Source organism: Yoonia sp. (genome assembly GCF_042093035.1).
Taxonomy (GTDB): Bacteria; Pseudomonadota; Alphaproteobacteria; order Rhodobacterales; family Rhodobacteraceae; genus Yoonia.
The window spans coordinates 45,540-63,480 of record NZ_JBELFI010000004.1 but is presented as its reverse complement, the minus strand read 5'-3'; the positions used below and the strand labels follow the sequence as shown (position 1 = coordinate 63,480).

Sequence of the window (17,941 nt, the reverse complement as noted above, 5' to 3'; positions counted from 1 at the left end):
TTGCCTATGTCGCCGACAGCTACGCCGATGATTTGCCCTATTGGATGCGGTTTGGCCGCTCCGATCAGCTGATCGTGCCTTACACGATGGACTGCAACGATATGCGCTTCGCCATTCAGGCTGGCTTTACGAACGGCGACCAGTTTGAAAGCTATCTCAAAGACAGTTTCGATGTGCTTTATGCAGAAGGCGAGGCGGGCGTGCCTAGGATGCTGTCGATTGGTCTGCATTGCCGTTTGATGGGGCGTCCGGGGCGAGCCGCCGCTCTGGCGCGTGTGATAGACTACATGAAATCCCATGACGACGTGTGGTTCGCGACCCGACTTGAGATCGCAGAGCATTGGGCGCAGGAGCACCCTGCCCCCAGAGACATCCGTCCATCGCAAATGAACCAAAGGGATTTCGTTGCGGCCTTTGGCGGTATTTTTGAACATAGTCCTTGGATTGCAGAAGGGGCGCACGCGCTTGAACTTGGGCCTGCCCATGACAGCGCACAGGGCGTTCATAGTGCATTGGCGCGGATTTTCCGCGCCGCGACCCAAGAACAGCGTCTTGGCGTGTTGACCGCGCACCCGGACCTTGCGGGAAAGCTTGCGGCGGCTGGAAAACTGACCGCCGAAAGCACGGCAGAGCAAACGGGCGCTGGGCTTGATCTGTTGACAGACAAGGAACGGGACACGTTCCAGAAACTGAATGCGCACTATGTTGCGCGCCACGGCTTCCCTTTCATCATTGCGGTGAAGGACAACGACAAGGCCTCGATCCTCGCAGCCTTCCACCGCCGTATCGAAAACGACCGTGACACCGAATTTGCGGAAGCCTGCCGTCAGGTCGAACGCATCGCAGAACTGCGCCTGGTCGAGAAGTTGGGGAAATGACCCATATTTTGAAGCTAAACCCCCTCACCAAGGCGGACTTCGCGCCCTTCGGTGAGGTGCTAGAGGTCGCTGGCGATCCTGACAAGATCATCAACCAAGGTCTGTGTGGCCGCTACCACGATCTCGCGCAGATCGATATCGTTGATGGCCGTCCGGGGATTAGCCTGTTCAATGCCGAAGCGCGTGTGTTTCCGATTGCCTTGGAAATGGTCGAAAGGCATCCCGTTGGGAGCCAAGCATTTCTCCCGATGAGCCACCACCCCTTCGTCGTTGTCGCGGCCCCGGATGAGAATGGCACACCCGGCCAACCGCGCGCCTTTATCACAACCGCTGGGCAGGGGATCAACTTCGCACGGAACACATGGCATGGCGTGCTCACTCCGATCCACGCGCCGGGGCTGTTTGCTGTCGTGGACCGGATTGGTGAGGGGCCGAACCTGCAGGAACACTGGTTCGACACACCCTATGTCATCAACGGTTAACCCGCCTCACGGTCTGCCCATCCTGCAAAGATGCGCTCCAGAAAGATCACGGCGTAGTAAAGTACGATACCCAGGAAGGCGAGCGCAATCAGGACGGCAAACATCAGCGGATAATCCCCGTTCGTTTCGCCTGATTTGAAGAGCGCGCCAAGGCCACGTCCATGCGGGCTGACGATTTCAACAAGGTTCGTGCCGATAAAGGCCAAAGTCGCGGACACTTTCAGCGCACCAAAAAATTCCGGCAGCGTTTTGGGCAAGGCAATCTTGAGAAAGATCGTATATCGCGATGCGCCCAGCGCCCGCAGGATATCACGGTACTCCGGTTCCAACGTAGATAGACCAATGCCAACGGACACAGCGATCGGAAAAAAGGAGATCATGAACGCCATCAGGACGGTGTTGAAGTCATGCTGGCCGATGAACAGCAGCGAAATGACGGGCACCAGCGTCGCCTTCGGTATCGCGTTGAAGCCGATCAACAGCGGATAAAGCGCATCACGCGCAATGCGCGAGAAGCCGATAATCATGCCGATGGCAGTGCCAATGATAACGGCCAGGAAAAGGCCAACCACCGTGCGCCACAGCGTTTGCCACCCCATTTCCAGAAACAGACCCTTGTACTTCCAGAACGCCGGCGGCAAATCGGAAGGAGAGGCCATTTTGAAGTTTGGCCAGCCATTGGCCCAGACCAGCAACTCCCACAATCCGAGGAATATGAGGATCGCGATGATCGGTGTTGCAATTTTACTGAACATCAGTGGCTTTCAACCTCCCGACCTTGGGCGATCTTGATCTGATCGCGCAGCGTGTGCAGCATATCGGCCGCCTTGGGGGTAAAAAGTTCGTCCAGCGTGCGGTCTTCGGGCAAATCGACATCCATCACAAATTGCGTGCGTGCCGGGCGACCTGACAGGACGATCACTTGATCCCCCAAAAACACGCTTTCGCGCAGATCGTGGGTAATCAGCACGGCGGTGAACGGCTCTGCCTCGCGCAGATCGCGCATCGTTTGCCACAGGTCTTCGCGGGTAAACGCATCCAGCGCGCCAAAGGGTTCGTCCATAATCAGCACATCCGGCTTATGCACCAGCGACCGGCAAAGCGACGCGCGCTGGCGCATACCACCGGACAATTCAGAGGGACGTTTATCTTCAAACCCGACAAGGCCGACCATCTCCAGCAGTTCCATCGCACGGGCTACGCGATCAGCGCGCGGCATGCGGGGGGCCACAATTTCCAATGGCAGGATCACGTTGTCGAGGATCGTGCGCCATTCCAGCAAGACAGGGTTTTGAAACGCCATCCCGACGGTTTTGCGTGGGCCTTTGACGAGCTCTCCATGCAGCCAAACTTCGCCTTCATCGGGGGCCATCAGGCCAGCGACCAGGCGTGTGAGCGTCGATTTTCCGCAGCCTGACGGGCCAACAACCGCAGCAAACGTGCCTTCCGGCACCGCAACATCCAAGCCATCCAAAACCTCAAGCGGGCCAGAGGCGGTCTTGTAGGCGTGTTTGACACCTTTGATTTCAATCAGATTTTCGATGGGCCCGGCCTTTATTTGATCGTGGGCCGCTGCACCTGAATGCAGCGGCCCTTTGCGTTTACTTCAGCATCCGCATGTCTGCGGCTGGCAGATAGCTGCTGTCAAAATACAGCGATGCATCGGGTGCGTTGTTGAACTCATAAACAGATTTTGTCTGCTCAATCGCGTTCATCATGCGCATGTCGTCAATGCCACCCATGCCGTTTTCCATGACGTAGTCGGTCAGGACATTGGCATCGATCGCCATTTGCAGACGCTCGGTCTCAAGTGCGGCATCTGCGGCTGGGTTACGCTCCAGCAATGCAGCAATCGCGGCATCGGGGGTGGCAATCGCATCTTTCCAACCCATAGCAACTGCGCCAAGGAAACCCTTGACCTTCTCTGGATTGGCTTCGGCGAAGTCTGTGTTCACGATGATCGCGTTGCCATAAAGATCAACGCCATAATCCGCCATCAACAGTACCGAGATATCATCAGCAGGGATCCCCAAACGCTTCAGGTTCAGCGTTGATGAAAACGAAAAGCCGGTGATCGCAGCGACGTTACCTTCGGCCAGCATCGGCTCGCGGGTCGGGAAGCCGACAGGCTCTACCGTGATCGCACTTGCATCAATGCCGGTTTCAGCGGCAAAGATCGGGAACTGCGCCCAAGCGCCATCTGGTGGCGGTGCACCCAGCACCTTGCCTTCAAGATCGGAGGGTTGTTCAACGCCCAGAGACTTGCGGCCAACGACTGCGAACGGTGGCTTGTCATAAACCATCATCACGGCTGTGACAGGCGCATCCGGGTTCTGGTCAAGGAAGCGCATCAGCGAGTTGATGTCAGCAAAGCCAACAGGAAATGCCCCTGTTGCGACCTTCGGAATGGCGTCGAGAGAGCCGGAACCTTCGCTGATTGTCACAGTCAGACCCGCATCCGCGAAATAGCCCGCGTCGAGCGCATGGAAATACGGGGCAGACGGGCCCTCAAATTTCCAGTCGAGCGCGAATGGCATATCCGTGTCCGCCATCGCTGGCGTGGCAAGCAGTGTGGCGGCCAGCGCCAGAAGCTTTTTGTCAAAAATCATCGTATTTTCCCCAGTTGGTGATTGCGTTGATTGGCCTAGCAGGATCGGCACCTGCGCAACAGGTTCCCCATCCCCGCGCGCGACCTATTCTGCCCGATAAAGCGAGCTTTGCACATAAATTAAGCATAGTCGGGTGAATGATCTTAAGATTTATCGTCATCACTAAACCCGACCCAGCGGCATGTGCCGGTTTACGTCTTTGTATAGCAGGTAGCGGAATTTGCCCGGGCCGCCGGCATAGCAAGCCTGCGGGCAGAAAGCGCGCAGCCACATATAATCGCCCGCCTCGACTTCGACCCAATCGTTATTCAGGCGGTAAACAGCTTTGCCTTCAAGCACATAGAGCCCGTGCTCCATCACATGGGTTTCCAAAAACGGGATCACCGCGCCAGGTTCAAATGTGACGATTGTGACATGCATATCGTGGCGCAGATCGGTTAGATCGACAAACCGTGTCGTGGCCCATTTGCCGTCTGTGTCGGGCATGACTGTTGGCGCGACCTCTTGATCGCTCGTGACAATCACCTCCGGCGGATCGATGCCTTCGACCGCCTGATAGGCTTTGCGAATCCAATGAAACCGAAGGGCCTCTTGCGCATTGTTGTGAAGCGTCCACTTCGCGCCGGGCGGTAAATAGGCGTACCCGCCGGCGGTCAACTGATGGGTGGCGCCACTCACATGCAGCGTCGCTTCCCCGTCCACAACAAAGAGCACCGCTTCGGCATTTAGGTCTGTTTCGGGGGTATCGGACCCGCCACCGGGCGCCACCTCCATGATGTATTGCGAAAACGTCTCAGCGAAGCCGGTCATCGGGCGGGCGATGACCCAAAGCCGCGTGTCTTTCCAGGACGGCAAGAAACTGGTGGTGATATCTCGCATCGTGCCTTTGGGAATGACGGCATAGGCATCGGTAAAGACGGCGCGGTCAGTCAGAAGTTGCGTTTGCGGCGGGTGGCCGCCTGTTGGCGCGTAGTACTTGCCGGACATTGGTGCCTCAGGTCATGTAATTTCTGCGTAAGGATGCGGGGATGTGCAGTTTCTGCCTACCCTTGATTATCCGACAGCACTTGTCGGTTTCATTTGATAATGAGACGCGCTTCCTTGGCGTAGCCGGTAGCAGCTGCAAGGGTGACAAGAGGGGCCCATCTGCAAATTGCAAAGCTCATTGGCAATCGCTCATGGGGCCCTGTGGATGAGCCGTGTAGTCCCGGATGGCAGCCCGTCTTTCTCCTGCGCCGGAAACCGGGCTGATGCAGTGCTGCAAGCAGGCGTGTTGTCGCAAGGCGGCCCGAACGTGACCTTTCGCCGCCAGCTTATTGCGGCACCAGCGCGCAGGAACGCAAAAAAGCCGCACGTCTGGTTCACCGGGGAGGAGGTCCGTGTTCCAAACGAGCGGCTTTGCTCTTGCCAGATGCACCGCCAACGCTGGCATGTGCGGAAAGGAAGGCGACTGCACCTTTTACCTGAGGCTGACGATGGGAGGTGAAAAACGCAATCACCTTTCTGCACTGCCGCGTGAATTCCTGCCGCGATGCAGAAAACGCTCAGGAATAGGGCGGAAATTGGCAGTGAACCGGGCGTTTTGCCGTCGAAAAAGGCACCGACAGGCTTCTGGTGTGGTCAATCGTCTTGCGATCTTCCGGTTTCGGGCTGATCCGGTTCTTTGTCAGGCCATCGACAAATCGTCATCAGTATGAAGTCCGGGGCAAACTCCTGGATTGTGCGGTTGCACGTCGGACTCTGGTGGTGCGGGCTATTGATACAGTTTCAAACGCAGCAGAACAGCATCAGCGACTCGCGCGTTTTACCGATGCTGCATGTGCCCGCGAGGAAAGAATGTTAGCGAAAACAGCCCGCAGGCGTCGATTTGAAATGCGGATATCCAGCCTACACGGCATCTAAGAGTTGCAAAGATCTCCATCTTCGGCTGCACAAGCAATGCGTTGTTAAAACACAGCAATTCCCGGCGTTCTTTCGATATATTTACAGCATTGACAAATATCTTGTCAGTATTTTTACTGAAAAACATCTATATTACAAAAAGCTAATCACTTTCCGAACTGTATACAATAGAATGCATTTACAGTTTGTAGCGGAGGGGGCCGATATTCTGAAGACACCTCTCCGCGTCGCGAACGCGAAGGAGGAAATCAAAATGTCTCGCACGCAGGCCAAACCCACGCCGCATGTAAATGCCGCCCAATATCAATCGCTTTATGCTGCATCAATGTCGGACCCGGATGCTTTTTGGGCCGAGCAGGGCCAACGGTTGGACTGGATCGCGCCATTCACCAAGGTGCAGGACGTTGATTTCACGCTCGGTCAGGTTTCGATCAAGTGGTTTGAAGATGGCGTGTTGAATGTCGCCGCAAACTGCATTGATCGCCACCTTGAAACACGTGGCGACCAGACGGCCATTATTTGGGAGCCTGACGACCCCAAGGACGACGCGCTGCACATCACCTACAAAGACCTGCACAGCAGCGTTTGCAAAATGGCCAACGTCCTCAAGACGCTCGGGGTCGGCAAGGGGGACCGCGTTGTCATCTACCTGCCGATGATCCCCGAAGCTGCCTATGCAATGCTCGCCTGCGCGCGGATCGGCGCGATCCATTCGATTGTTTTCGCCGGATTCTCACCCGACGCGCTGGGCGCGCGGATCAACGGCTGTGACGCAAAAGTTGTCATCACCGCAGATGAGGCCCCCCGTGGTGGTCGCAAGACGGCGCTGAAATCCAACACCGATGCCGCCCTTTTGCATTGTGATGACAGAGTGAAATGCCTTGTCGTCAAGCGCACAGGCGGCCAGACAACATGGACAGACCGTGACTACGATTACAACAAAATGGCGATTGAGGCAGACGCAGATTGCGCGCCAGAGCCGATGAACGCCGAAGATCCGTTGTTCGTCCTCTATACCTCCGGCTCCACCGGGCAGCCGAAGGGCGTCGTGCATACATCCGGCGGGTATCTGACCTACGCTGCCATGACCCATGAGATGGTCTTTGACTACCACGAAGGCGATGTCTTCTGGTGTACGGCTGATGTCGGTTGGGTGACCGGCCACAGTTATATCGTCTATGGCCCGCTGGCGAATGGCGCCACGACGATCATGTTCGAGGGCGTCCCGACATACCCCGACGCAGGTCGCTTCTGGGCCGTGTGTGAAAAGTACAAGGTTAACCAGTTCTATACGGCGCCGACTGCGATTCGCGCGTTGATGGCAGCCGGCAATGCGCATGTCGAAGCCTATGACCTGTCCAGCCTGCGCGTGCTCGGCACCGTGGGAGAGCCAATCAACCCCGAAGCGTGGAATTGGTACAATGATGTCATCGGCAAGGGAAACTGCCCGATTGTCGACACGTGGTGGCAGACAGAAACCGGCGGCCACCTGCTGACCCCGCTGCCCGGCGCGACTGAGTTGAAGCCGGGCTCTGCGCAGCAACCTTTCTTCGGGATCAAGCCGGTTGTTCTGGACCCGCAAACTGGCGAAGAAATCACCACGACCGAAGCCGAAGGCGTGCTGTGCCTTGCCACAAGCTGGCCCGGCCAGATGCGCACTGTCTGGGGCGATCACGACCGGTTCGAAAAGACCTACTTCAGCGACTACAAAGGTTACTACTTTACAGGCGACGGCTGCCGCCGCGATGCGGATGGCGATTACTGGATCACGGGCCGCGTTGATGACGTGATTAACGTCTCCGGGCACCGCATGGGCACCGCCGAAGTCGAAAGCGCGCTGGTCGCCCACGCCAAAGTTGCCGAAGCCGCTGTTGTTGGCTATCCCCACGACATCAAAGGCCAAGGCATCTATGCCTACGTCACCTTGATGAACGGCGAAACGCCATCCCCAGAGCTGCGCAAAGAGCTTGAGGTTTGGGTCCGTACCGAAATCGGCCCGATCGCGAAACCTGACCTGATCCAATGGGCGCCGGGCCTTCCCAAAACCCGCTCCGGCAAGATCATGCGCCGCATTCTGCGCAAAATCGCAGAGGACGATTTCGCGGCACTTGGCGACACCTCCACGCTTTCCGATCCATCGGTTGTCGATGACCTGATCGAAAACCGTATGAACCGCACGGCGGCTTAGGTCATGGACGGCACAGGTATTGCAGACACGGCCCCCGTTTTCATCCTGCTTGGGCCTCCCGGTGCGGGCAAAGGCACTCAGGCGCGGATGCTGGAGGATGCTTTCGGGCTGGTTCAGCTCTCAACCGGTGATCTGCTGCGCGCCGCTGTTGCCGCTGGCACGCAGGCCGGACAAGAAGCAAAGACGGTCATGGCCGCCGGTGGCTTGGTCGGCGATGCGATCGTTCTGGCAATCCTGAAGGATCGCCTGGCCGAGGCAGACTGCGCCAAAGGGGTCGTCCTTGACGGCTTCCCGCGCACGATTGCACAGGCAGAGGCGCTCGACGACATGCTGGCCAGGAAAGGTCAGAAGATAAACGCTGCTATCGCGCTGGAAGTCGATGATGTACAAATGGTCACACGGATTTCCGGCCGCTTCACCTGTGCGGGATGTGGAGAAGGCTATCACGACACCTTCAAGCCGTTGCAAGTTGCCAATACATGCGACAATTGCGGTGGCACCCAAATGACCCGGCGCGCGGACGATAATGCGGAAACCGTGATGTCTCGCCTTGCCGCATACCACGAACAAACCGCGCCCCTTGAGCAATATTATCAGGTTCGCGGCGCGCTCTATCGTGTTGATGCAATGGGCGACATCACCCAGATCAACACATCAATCGCAACGCTCGTCGGTCAGGTAAACGCCTGATTCACCAACGGTTTGGGGCGAAGACACCCCAAGAAAAAAAACAAGAAGGAGGATCGCAAATGGCAGATCAAACAACAAAAACAGCGGCTGCGCGGGATGGGGCGGAGTATTGGAAAGCCAATATTCGCATCATCATCGTCAGCCTTATCATCTGGGCACTCGTGTCCTTCGGCTTTGGCATTTTGCTTCGCCCGATGCTGTCAGGCATTGCGGTTGGCGGCACCGACCTGGGGTTCTGGTTCGCGCAGCAAGGCTCAATCATCGTCTTTCTTGCGCTGATCTTTTTCTACGCATGGCGGATGAACAAGCTCGACCGTGAATACGGCGTCGAGGAGGATTAACTCATGGACCAGTTTACACTTAACCTGCTGTTTGTCGGCGCGAGCTTTGCGCTTTACATCGGCATTGCGATTTGGGCCCGTGCGGGCTCCACATCTGAATTCTATGCGGCTGGTCGGGGTGTTCACCCTGTCACCAACGGCATGGCCACTGCGGCAGACTGGATGTCTGCGGCCTCGTTCATTTCGATGGCGGGTCTGATCGCGTTTACGGGCTATGACAATTCGACCTTCCTGATGGGATGGACGGGTGGTTATGTGCTCCTGGCACTTCTGCTTGCGCCTTATCTGCGCAAGTTTGGCAAGTTCACCGTGTCCGAATTTATTGGTGACCGTTTCTACTCCCCAACTGCACGCCTCGTCGCTGTGATCTGTTTGATTGTGGCCTCCGTCACATATGTGATCGGCCAGATGACAGGGGTGGGCGTGGCTTTTGGCCGGTTCCTTGAAATATCGAATACGGCTGGTCTTTTGATTGGTGCGGGCGTGGTCTTTGCCTATGCAGTGTTCGGCGGCATGAAGGGTGTGACCTATACCCAGGTGGCGCAGTATGTCGTACTGATTATGGCCTACACCATTCCGGCGGTGTTCATCTCTTTGCAGCTGACAGGAACGCCCATCCCCGCACTTGGTCTGTTCTCTGAGACAACATCAAGCGGTGCTGAAGGCAGCGTTTACCTGCTGACCAAACTTGACCAAATCGTCACTGATCTGGGCTTTGCAAGCTACACCGAAGCACATAAAGACAACCTGAACATGGTCTTGTTCACCCTGTCCTTGATGATCGGTACAGCGGGTCTGCCACACGTCATCATGCGGTTCTTCACCGTCCCAAAAGTGTCTGACGCACGCTGGTCTGCGGGTTGGGCACTGGTGTTTATCGCGCTTTTGTACCTCACCGCCCCTGCGGTTGGTGCGATGGCACGCCTGAACATCACAGAACTGATGTGGCCAAACGGAACATCAGGTGAGCCCGTGTCGGTGCAAACCATCGAGACCGCACCAGAGTACGACTGGATGTTGACATGGCAAAAAACCGGCCTTCTTGACTGGGAAGACAAAAACGGCGACGGCCTGATCCAGTACTACAACGACAAGTCCGATGCGATGGCGACAACGGCTGCGGCAAATGGCTGGGAAGGCAACGAGTTGACCAACTTCAACCGTGACATCCTTGTGCTTGCCAACCCGGAAATCGCGAACCTGCCAGGTTGGGTGATCGGCCTTGTGGCTGCGGGTGGTCTTGCTGCGGCACTGTCCACTGCGGCGGGTCTGTTGCTGGCGATTTCGTCTGCGGTAAGCCATGACTTGCTCAAGGGTCAGTTGACACCGAACATGTCAGAAAAGAACGAGCTGCTGTCAGCGCGTATCGCGATGGCGGTTGCCATTGCAGTGGCCACGTTCCTTGGTCTGAACCCTCCCGGGTTTGCGGCGCAAACTGTCGCGCTCGCGTTTGGTCTGGCCGCTGCTTCGATCTTCCCGGCTTTGATGATGGGTATCTTCTCGAAGCGGGTGAACAACGTCGGAGCGGTTGCAGGGATGTTGTCAGGTCTGATCTTCACGCTGGTCTATATCTTCCTGCACAAGGGCTGGTTCTTCATCGCCGGGACAAATTCCTTCCCGGATACTGTTGATGGCTCCCTCTTCGGGATCCAGTCCACAGCGATCGGTGCGATTGGTGCGATCATCAATTTCGCAGTTGCCTACGGCGTCTCAATGGCGACAAAAGACACCCCGCAAGAGATCAAGGATCTTGTGGAAAGCGTCCGCGTGCCAGCCGGCGCAAGCGCTGCGGTCGACCACTAAACACCCCGAAGGCCAGCGGCAGATCCGCCGCTGGCCTTCCCATTTGTCGAATGGTGTCCAACGACGATAGGATGAGAAGATGACCGAGACAGCCTTCGCATTCCTGCAAAACCTGCACCCCTATGACATGCTCAGCACGAAAGCTTTGCAGGGCTTGTCGGTACAAGCCACGCGCATTGATGTTGCCAAGGACGATGATATCTATCGCTTTGGTGAAACGCTTGACGGGCTTTACATCATTCTGGGCGGCCGCATTCAAATCCGCGATGCCGCCGGAACGGAAATTTCCCAACTTCAGCGCAAGAATTCATTCGGTGAACGCGGACTGTTGAAAGACGGGGTTTCGGTAACCGCCGCGCGCGCATTGGAGCCGAGCCAGCTAATTTGCATTCCTGCCGCGGTATTCCACAAACTCCGCGCCGATAGCGCCGCATTTCGTCAGTTCTTTTCACGCGGCACAACCGACGGACAAGACCAGCCTGCGCTGAAATCCGACCTGAGCAGCGTCGCGGTCGCAACCCTGATGGCGCGCAATCCGGTAACATGCGGCCCTGACATGACGATCAAAGAGGCCGCCGCCTTGATGCAGGCGCGCCGGATTTCCTGTCTTTGCATCGTCGGGAAAACCAAGCTGATCGGCATTGCGACCACCCGCGATCTGTCTGGAAAAGCGCTGGCAAGAGGGCTGCCGCACAACACCGCCATCGGTGAAATCATGACGGCCAACCCGCGCACGTTGCCGCCTACTGCGATTGGCTCTGACGTGCTGCACCTGATGATGGAACATAAGCTTGGGCATCTTCCGATTGTTCTGGCCGGAAAGCTTGTCGGGATTGTCACGCAGACGGACCTGACCCGCTTTCAGGCTTCCAGCACTGCAATTTTCGTTTCGGATGCAGCACATGCACCATCGGTCGCGGACCTCGCGAATGTGACAAGGCGCATTCCCGAACTGTTGGTGCAACTGCTGGCAAGCGGGCATCGGCACGACATTGTGACGCGGATGATTACCGATATTGCCGATGTGGTGACACGCCGCCTTCTGGCGATGGCAGAGGAAAAATACGGGCCGCCACCGAGCCGCTATCTGTGGCTGGCTTGTGGCTCTCAGGGGCGGCAGGAACAGACGGGCGTATCTGACCAAGACAATTGCCTGATCCTGGAGGATGGGTTGAGCGAGAACCAATTGGCATATTTTGAACCTTTCGCGCAATTCGTCTGCGATGGGCTGGACGCCTGCGGATATATCTATTGCCCGGGCGACATGATGGCGACAAATCCGCGCTGGCGGCAACCGGTTTCGGTCTGGCGCGACTACTTCGATTGGTGGATCAAAAGCCCCAGCAAAGAGGCGCAAATGCTCGCCTCTGTGATGTTCGATTTGCGCGCGATTGGCGGAGATGAAGCGCTGTTTCAAGGGTTGAAATCCGATACACTTGCCAAGGCCGCTGCGAATTCGATCTTTACGGCGCATATGGCCAGCAACGCGCTGACGCAGGCCACACCTTTGGGACTGCTGAGAGGGCTGGTCACCATCAAGTCGGGGGAGCATCGCAACAAGATTGATCTTAAGCACAATGGTGTCGTTCCCGTCGTCGATCTGGGACGGATGTATGCGCTGCAGGGTAAATTGGAAGCGGTGAATACACGCGCGCGGATCGGCGCCGCGATTGCCAGCGGCGTTGTCAGTGAAAGCGGCGGGCGTGATCTGCTGGATGCCTATGATCTTGTTGCGCAAACACGTTTGCAGCATCAGGCGACATCTATCAAATTGGGGAAAGCGCCGGACAACTTCCTGTCGCCTTTGTCCCTGTCAGATTTCGAACGCAGCCACTTGCGCGATGCGTTTGTGGTTATCAAAACAATGCAATCAGCTCTCATGCAAGCAAGAGGCGTGCTGGGCTAAATCAAGAAAGCGGGAGGACGCATGTTCTTTGAATTGATAGGGACGATCGTCGCGGGCGTTGCGGTTGGGCTTCTGGTTTGGGCAATCAACCGGACCTTGAAGGGGCGCTTGCCGAAATGGCTGATCCCTGTCGCGGCGGGCGTCGCGATGCTGTTTGCGACGATATCGAGCGAATACAGTTGGTTCTCGCGATCTGTGGGAAACATGCCTGAAGGCTTCGTGGTCGCCCAAACCGTTGAAGAGTCAGCTTTTTACCGCCCCTGGACCTATGTGACACCCTTTGTCTCCCGTTATGTGGCGGTCGATCAGGCAACGATCCGCACGCATGAAGCCCAGCCAGATCAACGTCTGGTGAACCTGATCTTCTACGGACGTTGGACGCGCACGGCACAGGTGCCCGCGCTGTTTGACTGCGCCGCACAAACCCGCGCTGACGTTGTTGATGGCATTGAATTTGCCGAAGACGGCAGCGTGATGAATGCAAGCTGGGTTTCGCTCAATGCCAATGATCCAGTCCTCGCCGCGGCGTGCGCGGCATCATAACGTGCAACGGCTGAGCCTCAGACTCCGGGTTTTCCTGTTTTTCTGCGTTCTGGGATTTGGCGGTGTCGCCGTGGCGGGCGTGGGTCTGTGGGTCGGGTATCAGCGGTTTGGCGATGCTGCGACGCGGGCCGGGTTTATCTTGGCGGGGGTTATCGCGTGCTTCGGCATTTTGGCGCTCGCGACTTTCTTCTGGTGGCTTTTTGATGAGACCGTCAGCAAACCCATTGAACATCTCGCCGCACAAATGCGGATCAGGGCGAACGCGGATATCAGCCCGCCTGTTGATGCGCAAATAGGCCGGCACCTTGGCGATTTAGCCGCTGCCGCAACGGCATTTCGCGCAAGGCTTGATGGTCTGGAACGGGGTGTCGCGGACGCCGTGGCCCAGCGAACCGCACGGTTGAAAACAGAACGCGGGCAGCTTTTACGTATCCTGTCGGACATTCCCGTCGCGGTGATTGTCGCCACTGCACAGCACAAAATCGTTCTTTATGACGGGCAGGCCGCCGATCTGATGGAGAATGAAGCACCCGCGCGACTTCACGGATCCGTCTTTGACTACCTCGATCAGGGCACTGTCGAGCGGTCACTTGCGTCGATGAAAGAAAACGGGAAAGACCGCGAAACGATCACGGTTAAGGGCGTGTCAGATACGCAGTATTCAGGCCATCTGCGACTATTCCCGGATGAGGCTGGATACACGTTGATGCTTGAGCCGCTGAAGCCGGGAGAGGCGCGGCCTTTGGTCTATGACTTCGACCTCTTCGCACATGACACAAGCGCAAAGATTGACGACATCCCTCTGCATGCGCTCAGCTTCGTGGTTTTCGATAGTGAGACGACGGGGCTGGACCCTGCCAAGGATCAGGTCGTGCAACTTGGCGCAGTGCGCGTTGTAAATGGCAAGCTGATCGCGGGTGAAACCTTTGACACTTTGGTGAAACCAACCATCCCGATCCCGGCAAGTGCAACAAAAATCCACCATATCGACAACCGCATGGTCAAAGACGCGCCGGACTTCGCGGATGCACATGCGCGCTTGCATGGCTTTACAAGCGATGCGGTCATCGTGGCACATAACGCGCCCTTCGACATGGCCTTTTTGCAAAGGCAATCCAAGGCAAGCGCATTGGAGTTTGATAATCCGGTTCTGGATACGGTGCACCTGTCCGCTATCGTCTTTGGCGGGTCAGCGACCCACACGCTGGATGCAATCAGCCTGCGTTTGGGCATCACCATTCCCGATGACATGCGGCACACAGCGTTGGGCGATGCCATCGCAACCGCAGAGGTTCTGGTGGCCATGCTGCCCATTCTGGAGGCACGGGGCTTTACGACTTTGGCTGAGTTGCGGCCCGAAATACGCAAGCACCGCCGGATACTCGAAGAAGTACAGCGCTAGACACGAAAAAGGGCGGCCATTGCGGACCGCCCTTTGTCAAAATCCGGCCCAGGCCTAGAGGTTGCGTTCGATTTCTTCGCGCTCGAAAATCTCGATCACGTCATCGGGCCGGATATCGTCGTAGTTTTCAAACGCCATACCGCATTCCTGCCCGGACTGGACTTCCGGCACTTCGTCCTTGAAGCGCTTGAGCGTTTTCAGGGTGCCTTCGTGGATCACCACGTTGTCACGCAACAAACGCACACCAGCAGAACGACGGGCGACGCCTTCTGTCACAAGACAACCAGCGACCTTACCAACATTGGAGACTTTGAAGACCTCTTTGATAGTTGCATAGCCGATGAATTTCTCGCGGATTTCAGCGGACAACAGACCGGAGGCGGCTTGCTTCACGTCATCCACAAGGTCGTAGATTACCGAATAATACCGGATCTCAACGCCCTTTTGGTTGGCCGTGTTCCGCGCGGATGCATTCGCACGCACGTTAAAGCCAAACACAGGCGCTCCGGAGGCTTCGGCAAGGCCGATATCGGTCTCCGTGATCGCGCCAACACCAGAGTGCAGCACACGCACGCGGACTTCATCGTTGCCGATTTTTTCCATCGCTTGCACGATCGCCTCAGCAGACCCCTGCACGTCGGCTTTCACCAGGATCGGCAACTCGCTGACGTTTTCGTCGGCTTTCGCATTCGCCATAAGTTGTTCAAGGGTCGTCGCAGCACCAGCGGCCGCACGTTTTTCCTTGGCTGCTTTTTCGCGATATTCGGCGATTTCACGGGCCTGCGCGTCAGTATCGACCACGTTGAGAACATCGCCCGCCTCTGGCGTGCCGTTCAAGCCGAGAACCTCCACTGGGACGGCAGGGCCGGCTTCCTGGACGCGCTCACCCTTGTCGTTAATCAACGCGCGGACCTTACCATACTGCTCACCCACAACGAAAATATCGCCCTGGCGCAATGTACCGTTCTGGATCAGAACCGTGGCAACGGGACCACGGCCCACATCAAGCTGCGCCTCGATCACGGCGCCTTCGGCAGCGCGGTCGGGGTTGGCTTTCAGCTCAAGGATTTCCGCTTGCAGGGCAATCGCCTCAAGCAGTTCATCAAGGCCCTGACCGGAAATCGCAGAGACCTCCACGTCCTGCACATCGCCGGACATCTTTTCGACGATGACTTCATGCTGGAGCAAATCCGTACGAACTTTGTCGGGGTTCGCCTCTGGCTTGTCGACCTTGTTGATCGCAACAATCATCGGCACTTTGGCAGCCTTGGCGTGGTTTATCGCTTCGATCGTTTGCGGCATAACCGCATCGTCAGCAGCAACCACAAGCACAACAATATCCGTCACCTGCGCACCGCGGGACCGCATCGACGTAAACGCCGCGTGACCGGGCGTATCAAGGAAAGACAACACCGCACCGCTTTCGGTTGTGACCTGATAGGCACCGATGTGCTGCGTGATGCCACCGGCTTCGCCAGCGACAACTTTCGCATTGCGGATCGCGTCCAGAAGTGAGGTCTTGCCGTGGTCAACGTGGCCCATGATCGTGATGATCGGGGGGCGCGATTGCAGGTCTTCCGGCTGGTCTTCGACCGCCTGAATGACGTCCTCAACATCAGCGTCAGAAACGCGGACCACCGTGTGGCCAAATTCCTCGATAATCAATTCGGCTGTGTCGGCATCCAATGTCTGGTTCTGCGTCGCCATGATGCCGTTGTTCATCAGGGCTTTGACAACATCAGCCACACGTTCCGTCATGCGGTTGGCAAGCTCGGAAACTGTGATCGCTTCTGGCAGCGCCACATCGCGAAACACCTTTTCACGCTCAGCAGAGACACCCATCGCCTTGGCACGGGCGCGGTCCTGCTTGCGCTTCATCGCCGCCATTGAACGTTGACGACCGCCTTCGCGGCCAGCCATCGCATCATTCAATGTCAGCTTGCCGGAACGACGGTTGTCATCACCACCACGGCCCGGCTTGGCCTTGGATTTATTGTCGCGGGTCTCATTTCCGCGTTCCGCTTTGCGCGGTGCAGCCGTTGGACGCGTAACCGCAGTCTCACCCGGTGCCGCAGCCGCAGGCGGAGGCGGAGGCGCAGCAGCAGCAGCTTTGGCGTTCGCCTCTTCCTGACGCTTGCGGTTTTCTTCATCGGCCTTCGCCTTGGCGCGCTCTTCGCGTTCACGATCTTCGGCTTCTTTGGCCTCGATCTCAGCGCGGCGCGCTTCACGATCAGCGGCGCGTTCTTTTTCTTCGGCTTCACGCTTGGCGGATTCTTCGGCTTCGCGGGCTTTCGCCATCGCGAGCGCTTTCATCCGACGCTCAAGCTCCACATCAGAGATGCCGGCCGGGCGCTTGGATGGATCACCGCCCACAGGCGCAGACCCGCCCGTCGTTGGCTTTGCCGCACCGGGCTTGGGGACCACAACGCGCTTGCGTTTGGTTTCCACCACGACGTTCTTGGTCCGCCCATGGCTAAAGCTTTGCTTCACGTTGCTTGGACGTGAACCACCAAGGCCAAGTGTCTTTTTACCGTCGTTATCGCTCATTTAGCTTCTTTATCCTTCCCGGAGGCCGTATCGCCCCCGTTCCCTTCGCGCAAACCGCGTAGCTTTGTGGCATCCTCTACAACACGATTACTTAATCCACCAGTCGCAAGCGCGCCATGTATCACACTTTGCCGCCCAAATGCCAAACCCAATTCCGTTGATGTCAGACAGCCGAAATAACGGGCCCCTTCAGGCGTCCATAGTTTTGTTTTGCCCCGTTCAGACCCGTCAGAGGCCTGCACCAGAACCCGGACCCGCTCACCACCGGCGAGCCAGCCCTTTACCTTCTCAAATCCGCACACCGCGCGTCCCGCTTTGCGGGCCAATGCGATCAGATCAACGACGCGGCGCGCCAGTTGGCGTTCAACCTCGGCGACCAGATCATCCGGCACAGTCACGGCCTGCTTTGCCGCACGTGAAAACTGACCTTTGCGCGCCTCTTCCAGCACGGCGCGATCCGCCATCACATACATGCCGCGTCCGGGCAATTTGCCCAAAATATCCGGCACAACCTGATTGTCAGGCCCGACCACAAAGCGGATCAGCCCAGTTTTTGGCTGCACTTCCCCAGTGACGATGCACTTACGTTCTGCATCGCCGCGATCTTTGTTATGGCCACCACGCGCCATCAGCGAACCCCGAAGGCCTGC

At 57.2% G+C, this 17,941-nt stretch carries 15 protein-coding genes; 9 read left to right on the top strand and 6 right to left on the bottom strand.

Annotation, left to right across the window (positions count from 1 at the left end):
• Positions 1-878: 2-oxo-4-hydroxy-4-carboxy-5-ureidoimidazoline decarboxylase (gene uraD / locus ACFDSS_RS01500; protein ID WP_375253981.1), on the top strand; the 878-nt coding region annotated here is incomplete at its 5' end.
• A complete protein-coding gene (locus ACFDSS_RS01495) occupies positions 875-1,360 on the top strand; it encodes an ureidoglycolate lyase (RefSeq protein WP_375253980.1) in 486 nt (161 codons plus the stop codon). The genes uraD and ACFDSS_RS01495, both read left to right, overlap by 4 nt.
• Here ACFDSS_RS01495 and ACFDSS_RS01490 read toward each other — a convergent pair.
• The 4 genes from ACFDSS_RS01490 to ACFDSS_RS01475 form a co-directional block, all read right to left on the bottom strand.
• Complete coding sequence (locus ACFDSS_RS01490) at positions 1,357-2,115, bottom strand: ABC transporter permease (protein WP_375253979.1); 759 nt, start codon at positions 2,113-2,115, stop codon at positions 1,357-1,359. The genes ACFDSS_RS01495 and ACFDSS_RS01490 overlap by 4 nt on opposite strands.
• Complete coding sequence (locus ACFDSS_RS01485) at positions 2,115-2,903, bottom strand: ABC transporter ATP-binding protein (protein WP_375253984.1); 789 nt, start codon at positions 2,901-2,903, stop codon at positions 2,115-2,117. Before ACFDSS_RS01485 ends, ACFDSS_RS01490 begins: the two co-directional genes overlap by 1 nt.
• A gap of 58 nt (positions 2,904-2,961) precedes the next feature.
• Positions 2,962-3,969 carry an ABC transporter substrate-binding protein gene (locus ACFDSS_RS01480; protein WP_375253978.1) on the bottom strand — a complete coding sequence of 336 codons (1,008 nt, stop codon included), beginning with the start codon at positions 3,967-3,969 and terminating at the stop codon, positions 2,962-2,964.
• Between the two features lie 162 nt (positions 3,970-4,131).
• Positions 4,132-4,956, bottom strand: coding sequence for a bifunctional allantoicase/(S)-ureidoglycine aminohydrolase (locus tag ACFDSS_RS01475; protein ID WP_375253977.1), 825 nt, complete (start codon positions 4,954-4,956; stop codon positions 4,132-4,134).
• A gap of 1,168 nt (positions 4,957-6,124) precedes the next feature.
• On the opposite strand from ACFDSS_RS01475, the gene acs reads away from it, so the two are divergent.
• The 7 genes from acs to ACFDSS_RS01440 all read left to right on the top strand — a co-directional run bounded on the left by acs (position 6,125) and on the right by ACFDSS_RS01440 (position 14,744).
• The gene (acs, locus tag ACFDSS_RS01470; protein WP_375253976.1) at positions 6,125-8,059 is read left to right on the top strand and encodes an acetate--CoA ligase; all 1,935 of its coding nucleotides are present in this window, start codon (positions 6,125-6,127) and stop codon (positions 8,057-8,059) included.
• A 3-nt stretch (positions 8,060-8,062) separates the two neighbouring features.
• The gene (locus ACFDSS_RS01465) at positions 8,063-8,749 is read left to right on the top strand and encodes an adenylate kinase (protein WP_375253975.1); all 687 of its coding nucleotides are present in this window, start codon (positions 8,063-8,065) and stop codon (positions 8,747-8,749) included.
• A gap of 59 nt (positions 8,750-8,808) precedes the next feature.
• Positions 8,809-9,090: a DUF4212 domain-containing protein gene (locus ACFDSS_RS01460; RefSeq protein ID WP_375253974.1), complete on the top strand. Its 282-nt coding sequence runs from the start codon at positions 8,809-8,811 to the stop codon at positions 9,088-9,090.
• Positions 9,091-9,093: 3 nt separating this feature from the next.
• Positions 9,094-10,893 (top strand): sodium:solute symporter family protein, encoded by a 1,800-nt coding sequence (locus ACFDSS_RS01455; protein ID WP_375253973.1) that lies wholly within the window; start codon positions 9,094-9,096, stop codon positions 10,891-10,893.
• 79 nt (positions 10,894-10,972) lie between these two features.
• Positions 10,973-12,799, top strand: coding sequence for a DUF294 nucleotidyltransferase-like domain-containing protein (locus tag ACFDSS_RS01450; protein ID WP_375253972.1), 1,827 nt, complete (start codon positions 10,973-10,975; stop codon positions 12,797-12,799).
• Between the two features lie 21 nt (positions 12,800-12,820).
• A complete protein-coding gene (locus ACFDSS_RS01445; protein ID WP_375253971.1) occupies positions 12,821-13,342 on the top strand; it encodes a hypothetical protein in 522 nt (173 codons plus the stop codon).
• Positions 13,278-14,744 carry an exonuclease domain-containing protein gene (locus ACFDSS_RS01440; protein WP_375253970.1) on the top strand — a complete coding sequence of 489 codons (1,467 nt, stop codon included), beginning with the start codon at positions 13,278-13,280 and terminating at the stop codon, positions 14,742-14,744. Before ACFDSS_RS01445 ends, ACFDSS_RS01440 begins: the two co-directional genes overlap by 65 nt.
• Before the next feature lie 54 nt (positions 14,745-14,798).
• On the opposite strand, the gene infB is transcribed toward ACFDSS_RS01440, so the two are convergent.
• Both infB and ACFDSS_RS01430 read right to left on the bottom strand, forming a co-directional pair.
• On the bottom strand, positions 14,799-17,291 hold the full coding sequence (gene infB, locus ACFDSS_RS01435) for a translation initiation factor IF-2 (protein ID WP_375253969.1): 2,493 nt from the start codon (positions 17,289-17,291) through the stop codon (positions 14,799-14,801).
• Positions 17,288-17,920 carry an RNA-binding protein gene (locus ACFDSS_RS01430; protein WP_375253968.1) on the bottom strand — a complete coding sequence of 211 codons (633 nt, stop codon included), beginning with the start codon at positions 17,918-17,920 and terminating at the stop codon, positions 17,288-17,290. The genes infB and ACFDSS_RS01430 overlap by 4 nt, the downstream gene beginning before the upstream one ends.
• Positions 17,921-17,941 lie beyond the last annotated feature (21 nt).